Raw genomic sequence first — 14,019 nt, 5'->3', positions numbered from 1 at the left:
TTTGGAAACGAGCGCAAACTAAATCTCGCTAAGACCTTGCTAACGCTCGTTTCTAACGAGCGTTGAATAGTTTGTCGTTTACAAACGATAAAATCGTCTAGTTATTTATGCACTCGTTTGAAAACGAGCGCAAACTAGTAAACCTTTGTTCTGTTCTTAGCGTCTCGCTAAATCCCTTTTCTGCCCACTAAATTCCAGTCGAGATGACGACTTTTCTTTTTGAAACAACTTTTATTAAAATAATACTGATATTTAAACATGAAAAAAGTCTTCCTAACCACCATCATTTTATTTTCTATCATTTTTCAAAAAGCCATGGCGCAGAATAAAACCGAAAATGTACCTGCTGTTTTAAACCATATTGCCGTTTATGTAGCCGATTTAAACAAAGCCACAACCTTTTACGAAAGTGTTTTTAACCTTAAAATCATTCCAGAACCTTTTAAAGATAACCGCCATACCTGGTTCACTTTAGGTCCGGCAGGGCAATTACACTTAATACAGGGTGCAAAAGGCAACGAAACTTTTGATAAAAACGGACATTTATGCTTCAGCGTTCCTTCGGTTGATGATTTTGTAAAAAAACTCAATGCCAAAAACATCAGCTTTGAAGATTGGGCCGGAAAAGAAAAAGGAATAACCCTCCGCGTAGATGGTGTAAAACAGATTTATTTTAAAGATCCCGACGGACACTGGCTCGAGGTTAACGATGCGAAGTAAATTTTTTACTACTTGCTAACTTAATCCTGGCCCAAATCCTATATTTAGGCTTGATCCCCAATTGTTATGAAACTTCGCCTGCCAAAGTATTTTCTAGCTTTCTTTTTGATGATTGTTTTATATAATCAATCTAATGCCCAGAACGAAAAAGTTGAGGCCGATTTTAAAGCTGTAATGGAAAAATACAATTCTGTTGGTGCTTCGGTAGCGGTAGTAAAAAACGGCAAGATTATTTATACCCGTTCGTTTGGTTTAAAAGACCTGGAAAACAAAGTGCCTTTAACCGATCAGGATATTTTTAGGATTGCTTCCATTTCAAAATCCTTTTCGGCAACTTCGATTATGCAATTGGTAGAGGCAGGTAAAATTTCACTTGATGATGATTTTGGTGATCTGGTAGGTTTTAAAATCAGGAATCCAAAATTTCCAGATCAGAAAATTACCTTAAAAATGGCTCTGTCGCATACCTCCAGTTTAAACGATTCGCAGGGATATTTAAATCTGGATGTAATTAATCCGGATAAAAATCCCGATTGGGCCAAATGTTATAACGATTATCAGCCGGGAAGTAAATTTGATTATTGTAACCTCAATTTTAACCTCATCGGTACCATCATAGAGAAAAAATCGGGTGAGCGTTTCGATAATTACGTGAAAAACCATATCATAAAGCCATTAGGGCTATATGCAGATTATTGTGTTGATTCTTTGGATAGCACACGTTTTGTACATTTGTACGAATATCATGCTGATACTAAAACTTATACCCCTTCTCCAACAGCTTACGCACCACGGAGAACGGAAATAGCAAACTATATCATGGGGTATACAACACCTGTTTTTTCGCCAACGGGTGGAATGAAAATTTCGGCAACCGATCTTGCGAAATACATGATTATGCACATGAACTATGGTACAGCTAATGGTGTAAAAATTATCAGTAAAAAGAGCGCTAAACAAATGCAAACGGCATTAACTGCCGATGAAGGTTATGGCTTTGCCATCAGAACGGCAGATCAGCTGATCCCAGGTGTAAAGTTTAAAGGGCACACCGGTTCTGCTTATGGCCTGTATAGTACCATGTTCTTCAATCCAAAAGAAAAATTTGGATTTGTAATCATAACTAATGGAATAAATGCTACCTATACCGATGGTTTTCCCGATTTTAGCCGCGCAGCCATCAATAGTCTGTACCAGTCCTTTTTTAAATAATTTAAAGCAGATTAGCCAAACCATTTTTATGGAAAAATACGGTTAGGGTTCTGATGCTGGCTTTTGGATGGTTCACATCGCTACCCTTTACTTTTTGGTCGAAAACACTTTTAACAGGAGGTAAGTCTATTAAATGTGTACAATCGGTAATCGGTTGACCAACTGTTACCGGATTTTTGCTTTCATTTTCGTAGTTCATATGATTACTATTGATTCACAAACCGTTGATAGGTACTTCCTGATTTCACTTTTTCCAACATTAAATATTCCTTCAGTTTTGAGAATTCCATACTATGAAGTGCTTTTACCGCTGATTTAAGTTTTTCGGTGCTTATGCCCAGTCTGGCAGCCCAATAATTGCGGTCCTGTTCATCTGCGATATCGATAATTTCTTTTCTCGCATTCATCGAATTAAGTTGATATTCCATTTTTATGAATTTTGGTTAGTAATAATCATAGAAACAGCATAAGATCCCTTTTGGTTTTAGTCTTTTGTCAGTAAAATCTCAAAAAAAAATGGCTAAAAATTAGAAATGTAAGTGATGGTTAGCTTTCAGGTGTTATTTGATCAATGAATTGGTTAAAAAACAGCATAAAGGCCAAATTTAGCCTCATTTCATTAAGCAGCATTTGTTCCTTAAAAGAGTAATATTTTCTTTACAAAATATTAGGTTTTGTCGATTTACATTTTTATAATTGTATTGTAATATATTTTTTACAAATGCTAAATCATTTTCTAACTGACGTGTCCAATCTATCCCCGCGTCGAAAATTTTATCAGGATAATCGTTTCGTATTATCCATTTGGGTGTTTATTACCCTGGTTTTTGTGATAGATTCGTGGGCAACGCATCGTTACAATAACTACCTGATTTTCGAAAATACATTTAGAAATTTACTGCACGAGCGTTCGCTTTATGCATATTATCCGGCTTACCACGACGATGCCAACCATTATGGCCCGATTTTTAGCGTGTTAATTGCACCTTTTGCCATTTTTCACAACTGGGTAGGCTTATTGTTATGGAACCTGTTTAACTGTTTCCTGCTTTTTAAGGCCATACAAACTTTGCCCTTAACAGAAGATCAAAAAGTAACCATCGGATATATTGCTATTCCCTGTTTAATAGAATCGATGTTAAACCAGCAGTTTAATGCAGGGGCGGGTGCATTAATGATATTAAGCTATACGTTGCTCAATAAAGATAAAGGCATATGGTCGGCACTTAGCATTGTACTCGGTACCTTTATTAAACTCTATGGCATTGTAGGCCTGGTATTTTTCTTTTTTGCCAAAAAGAAGCCGGCCTTTATCCTTTGGCTTATTTTATGGTCGGTAGTAATATTCTTACTGCCTATGTTATTGGCTTCGCCTGATTATGTGGTACATTGTTACGTAGACTGGAAAAATTCACTGGTGGGTAAAAATATGGTCAATGTTTTGGGCGAGGGGATCGATATTTCCATTATGGGTTTCTTTAGGGAGCTTTTAGATGATCAGGAGATATCCAACTTTTTATTCCTTAGCCTGGGTGCTTTATTGTTTATGTTGCCTTTTATAAATATATCGCGTTTCGAAAAAAGCAAATTCCAATTGCTGATCCTATCATCGGTAATGATTTTCCCGATACTGTTCAGTACAGGTGCAGAAGATTGTACCTTCATTATTCCGATTGTTGGCGTAGGCATATGGTATGTAAAAGAAAGTAATAAAGCCATGAAAAAGGTATTGTTGCCCATTTTACTTTTAATCACCTGTAATTTTCCGTTATTATTGTTCCCGGTTTTTGCCAAATCGCATCCTTTATCATTGGCTATCATTAGTTTGCCTTATTTTTTGGTATGGTTAAGGATTATTTATAATGCTACAAATAATAGGTTTGCCTATGCAGAAGAAACAGAGCCAGAAATGGTTACTGCGCTAATAGATTAAATTTAAATTTTTATTTTTTTAAAGGTTTTAATGCCCGTTCTAAAAAACGGATGTTAAAACCTTTTTCGTTATTGGGCTGTTTTATTGTAGTCTAATCAAAAATAATTATGGATGATAAACAAAAAACGGGTAGTGCTGATCGCGGTAGGATCAACATTAACGAAGGTTATGAGCTAGATTATTGGTCGAATAAATTTGGCGTTAGCAAAGATAAACTTAAGGCCGCAGTACAAACAGTTGGTACATCTGCAGAGGCTGTAGAAGATTTTTTGAAGAAGTAAAACTTTGGTTATGAGTCTGGAAAAATATGTTGCAAAACGCGATTTCTCAAAAACGGCAGAACCTAAATCAGGTAAAAGCAGTGATCGGAACAAATTACATTTTGTAATTCAAAAGCACGATGCCTCGCGTTTGCATTATGATTTCAGACTCGAAATGGAAGGTGTTTTGAAAAGCTGGGCTGTACCTAAAGGCCCTTCAACCGATCCGAAAACCAAACGTTTGGCCATGATGGTAGAGGATCATCCCTACAGTTATAAAGATTTTGAAGGTATTATTCCACAGGGTGAATATGGTGGCGGAACTGTTATTGTTTGGGATGAAGGTACTTATGAGCCGATAGAAAGCATTAGAGGTAAAAAAGCACAGGAAAAACACCTGTTGAACCAGTTAAAAGAAGGTTCCCTGAAAATTAAATTGAACGGAGAGAAACTTCATGGCGAATTTGCCCTTGTTAAAACCCATGGCATGGGCGAAAACGGATGGTTATTGATCAAACATAAAGATGATCATGCTTCTGTTAAAGATATTACCAAACAGGATAAATCGGTCCTTTCCGGAAAAACGATCGAAAAGATGGAAAAAACATCTGAGAAGGTCTGGAAAGAAGGAAAGGAGCAGAAGATAAAGGACGAGAAAAAAAGTCCCGCGATAAAAAATAAAAAAGAAACAAAGGAGGTAGGAGCTGGTGGAAAAGTTGATGTAAAGTCCATTTTAAAAAAAGCACCGAAATCGGCCATTCCCAAAAATATTAAACCGATGCTCGCCACACTTGTGGATGAGCCCTTTGATGACCCAAATTGGCAATACGAAGTAAAATGGGACGGCTATCGTGCCCTGGCATTCATCAATAAAGGAAAAGTAGAAATCTTTTCGAGGAACAATAAATCATTTAACGAAAAATTTTATCCCATTTACGACCTGCTTAACGATTGGAAAATCAATGCAGTGCTCGATGGCGAAATTTTGGTGCTGAATGATAAAGGCATTTCCAACTTTGGTTCGTTGCAGAACTGGAGGAGTGAAGCGGACGGAGAACTTGTTTTTTATGTTTTTGATATTTTATGGTATGAGGGTAAAAACCTGATGGAATTACCGCTTGATCAGCGTCAGGCAGTGTTAAGTGAGGTTTTGCCAACAGATGATGACCGTGTACGTTTGGGTAAGGTATTTAAGGCCAGTGGCGTCGACTTTTTTGATGCCGCCCAAAGAATGGGGCTAGAAGGGATCATTGCCAAAAAAACTGATAGCACTTATGTTTCCGACCGCAGATCGAAAGAGTGGCTAAAAATCAAAGTGCACAAACGCCAGGAAGTGGTGATTGCCGGTTTCACTAAAAATGCCGACACTTCAAAAGCTTTTAGTTCGCTTTTATTGGGGGTGTATGAGAAGGGAAAATTACAATATGTAGGCAAAGTGGGAACCGGATTTTCGGATAAAATGCAGAAAACAATGATGGAGCAGTTTAAGCCGCTTGTTGTAGATAAAAGTCCGTTCGATAGCATACCCGATGTAAATAAACCTTCGCGGTTCAGGCCAAATCCGCCAAAGGCGAAAGCAACCTGGTTAAAACCGCAATTGGTGTGCGAAGTGGCCTTTACCGAAGTAACCGACGATGGTGTTTTCCGTCATCCTTCCTTTCAGGGCATGCGCGATGATAAAAAAGCGAAAGATGTAATCCGTGAGAAAGAAACTGCCACCGGTAAGATTATTGATGGGGTTAAAGAAAAAGATGAGCATGAAAAAGCGATAAAACCGCCAAAAGGGAAAGACCGTAAAACCCTTTTAAATCCAAAGGATGAGACACAGGTACGAAAGATAAAAGGCCATGAGCTTAAATTTACCAATTTAAGTAAGGTATATTGGCCCGAAGATAAGGTGACAAAAAGAGACATGTTCAATTATTATTATCAGGTGGCCGAATATATTTTACCTTATCTTAAAGATCGTCCGCAATCGCTTAACCGTTTTCCGGGCGGCATCCATGGGCCAAGTTTTTACCAGAAAGATGTTAAGGGCAAAGCACCTGATTGGGCCGAAACCTTTCCATACGAAAATGGGGAAGGCGAAAAAAAAGAATACCTGGTCGGAACCGATGAAGCTTCTTTACTGTGGATGGCCAGTTTGGGCTGTATAGAAATGAACCCCTGGTTTAGCCGCATACAGCATCCCGATAATCCCGATTATTGTGTGATCGATTTAGATCCCGATAAACACACTTTCGATCAGGTGGTGGAAGCTGCCGTCGAAACCAAAAAAGTGCTCGATGTCATCGGTGTACCTGGTTATTGTAAAACATCGGGCTCAACGGGCATGCATATCTACATTCCTTTAAACGCCAAATACGATTACGACCAGAGCCAGCTTTTTGCCAAACTTGTGGTTAACCTGGTGCATAAACAGATTCCCGATTATACCTCTCTGGAGCGGATGGTATCGGCAAGGAAAGGGAAAATGTACCTCGATTTTTTACAGAACAGGCCAGGGGCAACCATTGCCTGCCCATACTCTTTACGGCCAAAACCGGGCGCAACCGTTTCTATGCCTTTGCATTGGGATGAGGTAAAACCCGGTTTGAAAATGAAAGATTTCAATATTTTTAATGCCGTTGAACGGTTAAAGGCCGAAGGGGATTTATTTAAAGGCGTGCTGGGCAAGGGGATAGATCTTAAAAAGGCTATTAATAAGGCAAAAAGTGTTTTTGGATAAAGCGCAATGATCTTTTCAGGCTTTCATTATATTTGGCAAAAAATTAAAAAATGATAGCACACCACGTTTTATTCTGGCTTAAAGCCGATACCACCGATGAGCAAAAAGTTGCTTTCCGCAATGGCTTACAAACATTGGAGAACATTGAAGTTGTAAAAACCTTTCATATTGGCGTACCTGCACCGATTGAGCGTGCAGTTGTAGATACCACTTATACTTTTAGTCTGATTCTATTCTTTGAAGATCTTGCAGCACATGATGTTTACCAGGTTCATCCGGTACATAAGGCCTTCCTGGATGAGTTTAGGGTTTATTTTGAAAAGGTTGTTATTTACGACGCAGAATAGTGTTAAATGCCTCCAATACCGGAGGCATTTTTTTTTGCGGGTTTAAATTCGATTTTTAATATACTTCTTAGATTCTTCTATAAATATGTTTAAATATCTGGTCGTCACCCTGAATTTATTTCAGGGTCTATTTTGCAAGAAAGATGCTGAAATAAATTCCGCATGACGGTGGCGCAGGAAAAATAATAAATCAGTTTTATTATTTGGAATTATTCTAAATAATATGATATTTGCTAAATCAAGCAACGATTTAATCTATAGCCATGTGTAAAACAACTGTTCTTGCCCAAAATGCAAACATCACAATTGCCCAATGTAATAACTGCAAGGTCTTAAATATCTGGCGATCGGGTGTACTCATGAATTTTACGTTTGAACAGTTTGATGCTTTTTACGTGGCAACCAAAAAACTCGATTTCGATGATTATCTCGAAAACCGTCCTGATGGCAAGCAGGTTGTGATTTTATCAACACCTTTTCCCGATATCAGCCTCGTATTTACCAGAGAAGAATGGTACGAGTTTTTTACCAAAATTGATGAGGCTTTGTATATGAAGCGGATTTATGAATTAATGTATTGCTAATTAAAACTACAATTGTGTATCTTCGTTACTTATTATTAAGTAATTTATGGTACTACAAAACCAAAGCCTTTTTGATTGCGTATGTACGTCAAACCGCAATCTCATGGAAAAAAGCGCTACACTAATTAAAAGAGCCTCAATCAATGTAAATCTTTTAGATAGCATTAAAATTGGCGATTTACTCGCTGATGAATATGGAAAATCAGGTAAAGTTTGTGAAATAGAAAAAGTAAACCGCCATGGCGAATACCATTATTACTTTAAGCTGCTCAAGTCAGGCACCATACTGATTATTCTTTAATTCTTTATTAGGTTAACAAATTGGTTATATTAGTGTTATGAGAAACTTTCTTATAGCCTTAGGCTTTGCCTTACTTGTAAACCAAGCTGTTTTTGCCCAAACAATCAAGGGGAATTATGCCATTAAAAATGTGCTTACCGGTATGTTATTGCGCGTTAAAGATGCCAGTGCAAAAAATGGAACGCCTCTGGTGGCCTACGATCCGCAGAACTGGAAATGTATGACCTGGAATTTCATCCCAGTAGAAGGGAATACCTATCAATTGAAAAATCTCTTTACCGGAAAAACATTTCAGCCCAAAGAAAGCGATATCGCTTTGGAAGAGCAGCCCTTAAATCCAGGTAACGCAAGTCAGCAGTATGAATTTGAACCTGCCGGGAAAGATATTTACCTGATCAGGCTTAAAGGAACCGAACTTTATGTTACGCCCGAAGATAAAAAAGGAGCCACAAATTCGGCCATTATCCTTGCTAAGAAAACGAAGACTAAAGAACAACAGTGGACGATTTATGAACAATCGCCGACCATGTAGAACTGGTAGTAATCTTGAATTATGAAACACACATCTTTCCGGAATACGTATATTAGTTTGTTCTAAACCGGATTATGTTAAATAACGAAGATCATTTTTTTTCCAATCTGCCCCTAAATAAGATTCCGCTATACCAATTATTGACTGAAAAACAGTTATTTGAGGATATACCTGCAGATTGGCACGTGATTATTACCGACATTAAAAGTTCTACTGCGGCGGTTAATGCAGGTTTGCACGAAAATGTAAACCTTATTGCTACAGGAAGTATTGTGGCCGTGCTCAATATTGCTTTCAAGGCCAGCATTTCGGTACCTTTTTTCTTTGGGGGCGACGGTGCAACTTTTATTGTTCCGCCGGGGATTGTTGATGAGGTAATGAAATCGTTGCTGAAATATAAAAATACCACCCAGGATAATTTCAATCTCGATTTAAGGGTTGGCATAGTGCCTGTTGATGAGATTTATGCACAAGACCATACGCTTCGTATCAGCAGGTTTAGCAGCTCTGAAACGTTTTCAATTCCGATTGTACTGGGCGATGGTTTGGATTATGCCGAAAAACTGATCAAAGGTAAAGATTACCTCTTGTCAGGTCACGATACTGCTGGTGAAGAAATTGATTTAAGCGGAATGCAATGCCGGTGGGATAAGATTGAACCACCTGAAAACAGCGAAGAAATTGTAACATTGATTGTTGTTGCCGAAGATTTTGAAAAACAGGCAGCTGTGTTTAGTCAGGTAATCCATTGCCTCGACAAGATTTATGGTGCACCAGAAGAACGCCAACCCATTTCGGTTTCCAAATTGATCTTCAAAACAAGTTTTAACAGTTTGGGGAAGGAAATGAAACACCGTTTAGGAAAGATCAAAATATTTGAACTGATCAAATCGTGGTTCATTAATATTTATGGCTACATCTATTTCAGAACGGAGAGTGGACAGAAATACCTTAAACAGCTCGTGGCCATGTCTGATACCCTCGTGATTGATGGTCGGATTAATACCGTTATTACAGGAACAGCGCAACAGCGTTTGGCCATGCAGAAAGAATTGGATACAATGGAGGTCAGACAAGAGATTTTGTACGGATTATATGTGAGTGGCGAATCTGTAATGTCGTGTTATGTAAGGGATCTGGAGGATGATCATATCCATTTTGTAGATGGTGCCGAAGGAGGTTATACCCAGGCCGCAGGTGTATTGAAGCAAAAAATTAGGGATAAAATGAATATCGACAATAACATTTAACAAAATCCCAAACATTTAATGCTGCTGCTTGTATCTTATATACCTGATATGTTTTAAGGTAAAATCACGATAAGCAATTTAATCTCCAATATATACATGTCTAGCCACTCTAAGATTCTAAGCAGCGATCAACTGTTAAATGTACTCGCCCTGTCGAAAGATGCAACAGCCATTTATACTTCCGAAAATATCATTATAGAGATGGCCAACGATGCCATGATTGCCTTTTGGGGAAAAGACCGCTCCATTATCGGTAAGCCTTTGGAAGAAGCGGTGCCCGAGTTAAAAGGACAACCCTTTATCAATATGTTAAAAAATGTGCTGCTAACGGGCATCACGGATAAAGGAGATGCAATCGCCGCCGAAACCATGAAAGATGGAAAACTGCAAACAGCTTATTATAGTTACGAATACAGGCCCATAAAAGATGAATCGGGCCTGCCTTATTGCATCCTGCATACGGCGAGTGATGTTACCGACATGGTTTATGCCAAAAAGGCGATCAGAGAAACCGAACTGCAGCGCGAAGCCCTCGATCAGGAGCAGTTGATGATCAGTATAAAGGAAGATCAGCAGAAGCATGATTTTATCAGCATGGTAAGCCATGAGCTTAAAACGCCTTTAACTTCTATCAGTGCCTATGTTCAATTGATGCAAAAAAGGGCAGTTACAGATAGTTTCATGGTCAATACTTTAGAAAAAGTTCAAAAGCAGATCCGCAAGATGAGTACGATGATCGGTTCTTTTTTAAATGTATCGAGGTTGGAATCCGGAAAAATCCAATTGATCAGGTCAGACTTTGATATCGACAAACTGATCTGTGATGTGGTTGAGGATGTCCGCCTGGTTCATTCTGCTTATCAGATCCACTTTATCGAAGGCGAACCTAAGGTCGTTAATGCTGACCGCGAAAAAATAGCATCCGTTATTTCCAATCTGATCAGTAATGCCATCAAATATTCGGAACTGGGCAGTACCGTGGTGGTCGAATCTGAAATTGTTGACGATATGGTATATGTTAGGGTGATTGATCATGGAATAGGTATCCGGGAGGAAGACCTGGAAAAACTTTTTGACCGTTTTTACCGTGTAGAAAGTCTGGAAACGAGGACCATTTCGGGCTTCGGAATTGGTTTATACCTTAGTGCAGAGATTATCGACCTGCATGATGGTAAAATATGGGCAGAAAGTATTTATGGAGAGGGATCTACCTTTCATTTCTATATTCCGCTGGTTTCTTAAAGGATCATTTTAAAATAAAAAACACAATCCCTAAACGCAATTTGTTAATCCAGAATGAGCATTTCATCTATAAATCCCGTTAACGGGGAAATTATAAAAACTTACAAGGAAGATACTGAAGAATCAATCAACCAGAAAATCGATCAGGCGCATAAAGCTTGGTTAAGTTATAGGAAAACAGATTTTAAAGTAAGGGCAAAGTTGTTGCTCGGGCTTTCTAAACTTTTAACCGAACGTAAAGATCAACTGGCTAAATTAATGGCCTTAGAAATGGGCAAACCTTTAAAAGCCGGCATTGCAGAAGTATTAAAATGTGCCTCTGTTTGCGAATATTATGCTAAAAATGGCGCTGAATTTCTTGCCGATCAAACTATCAGTACAAGTGCTTCAAAAAGTTATGTAAGTTTTCAGCCAATAGGCGTAGTGCTGGCCATTATGCCCTGGAATTTCCCATTTTGGCAGGTATTCCGTTTTATAGCCCCCGCATTAATGGCCGGTAACTGTGGTGTTTTAAAACATTCATCGGGTGTTACCGGTTGCGCCATCGAAATAGAAAAGGCGATTGTAGATGCCGGTTTTCCGGCCAATGTATTTAAAACACTGATCTGTAGCAGTAAAGCGATACCAAAAGTAATAGAACATCCTTACATCAAGGCTGTAACGCTAACGGGAAGTACCGATGCAGGTAAAAAAGTAGCCGAACAGGCAGGCAAACACCTTAAAAAAACAGTTTTGGAACTTGGAGGGAGTGATCCTTATCTCATACTTGAAGATGCTGATCTTGAAAAGGCTGCCAAAGTATGTGCAGAGGCCAGGTTGATCAATAACGGCCAAAGTTGTATTGCTGCAAAACGGTTTATTGTGGTTAAGCCTGTGCTCGAAAAATTTACTTCGTTGTTTAAAGCCGAAATGGAAAGTAAAACAACAGGAGATCCACTAGCGAATAAAACCGATTTAGGCCCAATGGCCAGGGCCGAACTTCGTGATGAGCTGCACCAACAGGTTTTAAAAAGCATAAAACAGGGCGCAAAATGCATATTGGGTGGTCAGATTCCTGCTGCAGAAGGAAAACATGCTTATTATCAGCCAACTATTTTAACCGAAGTGAAAAAAGGTGTTCTGGCTTATGATGAGGAGATATTTGGCCCGGTTGCAGCGATTATTGCTGCTGAAGATACGGAAGATGCCATCCGCATAGCCAACGATACCAACTTCGGATTGGGAGCAGCTGTTTTTACCGAAAATGCAGCATTGGCAGAAGACATTGCCCGTAATAAACTCGCTGCAGGCTCCTGTTTTGTAAACGAAGGTGTTAAATCAGACCCGGCCTTGCCTTTTGGTGGCATTAACCAATCGGGTTACGGCCGCGAATTGGGTATGTTCGGCATCCACGAATTTGTAAATATTAAAACGGTGTATGTAAAGTGATGGAAGATGGAAAATGGATGATGGAAGATGGTGAGATTTAATAACCAATGATCAATTTTCAATAACCAATACCATAACTAACCTGCTATGGCTTTTTATTAGGCTATCATCCTGAGCGTAGTCGAAGGATCTTTTGCTACCCCATCTACCTAAATACTATCATTTCGACCGTAGTGGAGAATCCGAAGGCTCAACGAAGCTAAATCTACCTCTAGATAGATCTCTCCATTCCGCGTTGCTCCGGTCGCGATGACGTTTTTTTTTAATATTTGCTTTCTTCCCGTTTGTCATCCTGAGCGTAGTCGAAGGATCTTTTAACCCTAAGGATTCTGAAACAAGTTCAGAATGACGGCCTAACGTGCTTTGCGTCGCGCTCCGCGAACTTTGCGGTTAAAAAATGCCATCACTTTATTCCAGATAAATATCCTTACTAAAATCATTCTCCGCTACATCGGCCGATTGTGGCTGGATAATTACAAATTTGATCACATTATATTCCGACTTTATTTTATCCCGTAAGCGATCGATGGCATTGGTTAAATCGGTGGTATTTAACTCGGCTTTAAAGGTAAGAATGAGTACCAGCAGTACCTCCTTAGGCGATTGATATTGGGATAGGATACTGGTTACCGTAATTACATCCTGATCGTTTTCTGCAAGATCTTTTATTTTCTGCTGGGTTTCTGAGGTTAAACCTTCGCCCATTAACAAACTGCGGCTTTCCCTCGCCAATATAAACGATACAAAAATGAGTAGGGTGCCCACCAGTACAGAAGCCAGTCCATCTAAAAATGGTAAGTTTAAGTTATGGCTGAGTACCATAAAAATAAAAACAATCAACAGGCCTAAAACAGCTGCACCATCTTCGAACAGCACCAAAAAGCCAGATGGATCTTTACTTTTGATAATCGCTTTCCACCAGGGCAGGCCTTTGCGTGTTTTGTTAAATTCTTTCATCGCAATAATCAGCGAAGTACCTTCGAATATGAGTGATAAACCCAGTACTACATAATTCCATGTGGGATTTCCCAAAATTTCAGGATGGCGGATATGTGCAATGCCCTGTGAGATAGAAACTACGCCACCTAAACCAAAAATCATGATGGATACAATGAACGACCAGAAATACAGTTCTTTACCATAACCAAATGGCCGCGATTTATCAGGTGGTTTTACACTTCTTTTTAAGCCGTAAAGTAATAAAAGCTGGTTACTGGTATCAACTGTGGAGTGGATACCCTCGGCAATCATGGATGAGCTGTTGGTAAAGGCTCCGGCAATAAATTTGGTTACTGCGATTAATAAATTGGCGGCTAAAGCGCTATAGATAGAATTGTTGGCTCTTGCCATAAGTTTAAGAAATGTAAAGGATTTATTTCTTAAACGGTTTTAAGGTGATTTGGTTTTAAAACGATATGAACAGTCACGGGTGCACGGAAAACACGGAGTTTTTTTACAAAATCCGTCATTTCGACCGTAGTG

The 14,019-nt window shown here is 39.0% G+C and carries 15 protein-coding genes; 12 read left to right on the top strand and 3 right to left on the bottom strand.

The window, feature by feature from the left end; all coding sequences use genetic code 11:
* The first annotated feature begins 258 nt into the window (after positions 1-258).
* Entirely contained in the window at positions 259-720 is a 462-nt protein-coding gene (locus B2V92_RS15080; RefSeq protein ID WP_293309560.1) for a VOC family protein, read from the top strand.
* A 108-nt stretch (positions 721-828) separates the two neighbouring features.
* Positions 829-1,932, top strand: coding sequence for a serine hydrolase domain-containing protein (locus B2V92_RS15075; RefSeq protein WP_293309558.1), 1,104 nt, complete (start codon positions 829-831; stop codon positions 1,930-1,932).
* 1 nt (position 1,933) lies between these two features.
* Here B2V92_RS15075 and B2V92_RS15070 read toward each other — a convergent pair whose 3' ends face one another.
* Together B2V92_RS15070 and B2V92_RS15065 are read right to left on the bottom strand one after the other, a co-directional pair.
* On the bottom strand, positions 1,934-2,131 hold the full coding sequence (locus B2V92_RS15070) for a hypothetical protein (protein ID WP_293309556.1): 198 nt from the start codon (positions 2,129-2,131) through the stop codon (positions 1,934-1,936).
* Between the two features lie 7 nt (positions 2,132-2,138).
* Complete coding sequence (locus B2V92_RS15065; RefSeq protein ID WP_293309554.1) at positions 2,139-2,360, bottom strand: DUF3606 domain-containing protein; 222 nt, start codon at positions 2,358-2,360, stop codon at positions 2,139-2,141.
* Between the two features lie 380 nt (positions 2,361-2,740).
* On the opposite strand from B2V92_RS15065, the gene B2V92_RS15060 reads away from it, so the two are divergent.
* The 10 genes from B2V92_RS15060 to B2V92_RS15015 all read left to right on the top strand — a co-directional run bounded on the left by B2V92_RS15060 (position 2,741) and on the right by B2V92_RS15015 (position 12,537).
* On the top strand, positions 2,741-3,865 hold the full coding sequence (locus tag B2V92_RS15060; protein ID WP_293309552.1) for a glycosyltransferase family 87 protein: 1,125 nt from the start codon (positions 2,741-2,743) through the stop codon (positions 3,863-3,865).
* Between the two features lie 107 nt (positions 3,866-3,972).
* Complete coding sequence (locus tag B2V92_RS15055) at positions 3,973-4,146, top strand: DUF3606 domain-containing protein (protein ID WP_293309550.1); 174 nt, start codon at positions 3,973-3,975, stop codon at positions 4,144-4,146.
* Between the two features lie 10 nt (positions 4,147-4,156).
* Entirely contained in the window at positions 4,157-6,853 is a 2,697-nt protein-coding gene (ligD, locus tag B2V92_RS15050) for a DNA ligase D (RefSeq protein ID WP_293309548.1), read from the top strand.
* 50 nt (positions 6,854-6,903) lie between these two features.
* Entirely contained in the window at positions 6,904-7,200 is a 297-nt protein-coding gene (locus tag B2V92_RS15045; RefSeq protein WP_293309546.1) for a Dabb family protein, read from the top strand.
* Positions 7,201-7,463: 263 nt separating this feature from the next.
* Positions 7,464-7,784: a hypothetical protein gene (locus B2V92_RS15040; protein ID WP_293309544.1), complete on the top strand. Its 321-nt coding sequence runs from the start codon at positions 7,464-7,466 to the stop codon at positions 7,782-7,784.
* 103 nt (positions 7,785-7,887) lie between these two features.
* On the top strand, positions 7,888-8,085 hold the full coding sequence (locus B2V92_RS15035) for a hypothetical protein (protein WP_293309542.1): 198 nt from the start codon (positions 7,888-7,890) through the stop codon (positions 8,083-8,085).
* A 37-nt stretch (positions 8,086-8,122) separates the two neighbouring features.
* Complete coding sequence (locus tag B2V92_RS15030; protein WP_293309540.1) at positions 8,123-8,617, top strand: RICIN domain-containing protein; 495 nt, start codon at positions 8,123-8,125, stop codon at positions 8,615-8,617.
* A gap of 74 nt (positions 8,618-8,691) precedes the next feature.
* Positions 8,692-9,867, top strand: coding sequence for a DUF3095 domain-containing protein (locus tag B2V92_RS15025; RefSeq protein ID WP_293309538.1), 1,176 nt, complete (start codon positions 8,692-8,694; stop codon positions 9,865-9,867).
* 96 nt (positions 9,868-9,963) lie between these two features.
* A complete protein-coding gene (locus B2V92_RS15020) occupies positions 9,964-11,109 on the top strand; it encodes a PAS domain-containing sensor histidine kinase (protein ID WP_293309536.1) in 1,146 nt (381 codons plus the stop codon).
* 54 nt (positions 11,110-11,163) lie between these two features.
* Complete coding sequence (locus B2V92_RS15015) at positions 11,164-12,537, top strand: NAD-dependent succinate-semialdehyde dehydrogenase (protein WP_293309533.1); 1,374 nt, start codon at positions 11,164-11,166, stop codon at positions 12,535-12,537.
* 408 nt (positions 12,538-12,945) lie between these two features.
* Here the strand turns inward: B2V92_RS15015 and B2V92_RS15010 are convergent, their stop codons facing one another.
* Positions 12,946-13,887 carry a cation diffusion facilitator family transporter gene (locus B2V92_RS15010; RefSeq protein ID WP_293309531.1) on the bottom strand — a complete coding sequence of 314 codons (942 nt, stop codon included), beginning with the start codon at positions 13,885-13,887 and terminating at the stop codon, positions 12,946-12,948.
* Positions 13,888-14,019 lie beyond the last annotated feature (132 nt).

The organism is Pedobacter sp. UBA5917 (genome assembly GCF_002432345.1).
In the GTDB taxonomy this organism is placed as follows: Bacteria; Bacteroidota; Bacteroidia; order Sphingobacteriales; family Sphingobacteriaceae; genus Pedobacter.
Note: the sequence above shows the minus strand (reverse complement) of the source record. Positions and strands in the feature narration are given on the sequence as shown.

What these genes read in the sequence shown, in the direction of transcription:
- B2V92_RS15015 (WP_293309533.1), top strand. Translation starts at nt 11,164, where the DNA reads ATGAGCATTTCATCTATAAATCCCGTTAACGGGGAAATTATAAAAACT.
- B2V92_RS15070 (WP_293309556.1), bottom strand. Translation starts at nt 2,131, where the DNA reads ATGAACTACGAAAATGAAAGCAAAAATCCGGTAACAGTTGGTCAACCG.
- B2V92_RS15020 (WP_293309536.1), top strand. Translation starts at nt 9,964, where the DNA reads ATGTCTAGCCACTCTAAGATTCTAAGCAGCGATCAACTGTTAAATGTA.
- B2V92_RS15040 (WP_293309544.1), top strand. Translation starts at nt 7,464, where the DNA reads ATGTGTAAAACAACTGTTCTTGCCCAAAATGCAAACATCACAATTGCC.
- B2V92_RS15030 (WP_293309540.1), top strand. Translation starts at nt 8,123, where the DNA reads ATGAGAAACTTTCTTATAGCCTTAGGCTTTGCCTTACTTGTAAACCAA.
- B2V92_RS15080 (WP_293309560.1), top strand. Translation starts at nt 259, where the DNA reads ATGAAAAAAGTCTTCCTAACCACCATCATTTTATTTTCTATCATTTTT.
- B2V92_RS15035 (WP_293309542.1), top strand. Translation starts at nt 7,888, where the DNA reads ATGGAAAAAAGCGCTACACTAATTAAAAGAGCCTCAATCAATGTAAAT.
- B2V92_RS15025 (WP_293309538.1), top strand. Translation starts at nt 8,692, where the DNA reads ATGTTAAATAACGAAGATCATTTTTTTTCCAATCTGCCCCTAAATAAG.
- ligD (WP_293309548.1), top strand. Translation starts at nt 4,157, where the DNA reads ATGAGTCTGGAAAAATATGTTGCAAAACGCGATTTCTCAAAAACGGCA.
- B2V92_RS15075 (WP_293309558.1), top strand. Translation starts at nt 829, where the DNA reads ATGATTGTTTTATATAATCAATCTAATGCCCAGAACGAAAAAGTTGAG.
- B2V92_RS15045 (WP_293309546.1), top strand. Translation starts at nt 6,904, where the DNA reads ATGATAGCACACCACGTTTTATTCTGGCTTAAAGCCGATACCACCGAT.
- B2V92_RS15065 (WP_293309554.1), bottom strand. Translation starts at nt 2,360, where the DNA reads ATGGAATATCAACTTAATTCGATGAATGCGAGAAAAGAAATTATCGAT.
- B2V92_RS15055 (WP_293309550.1), top strand. Translation starts at nt 3,973, where the DNA reads ATGGATGATAAACAAAAAACGGGTAGTGCTGATCGCGGTAGGATCAAC.
- B2V92_RS15010 (WP_293309531.1), bottom strand. Translation starts at nt 13,887, where the DNA reads ATGGCAAGAGCCAACAATTCTATCTATAGCGCTTTAGCCGCCAATTTA.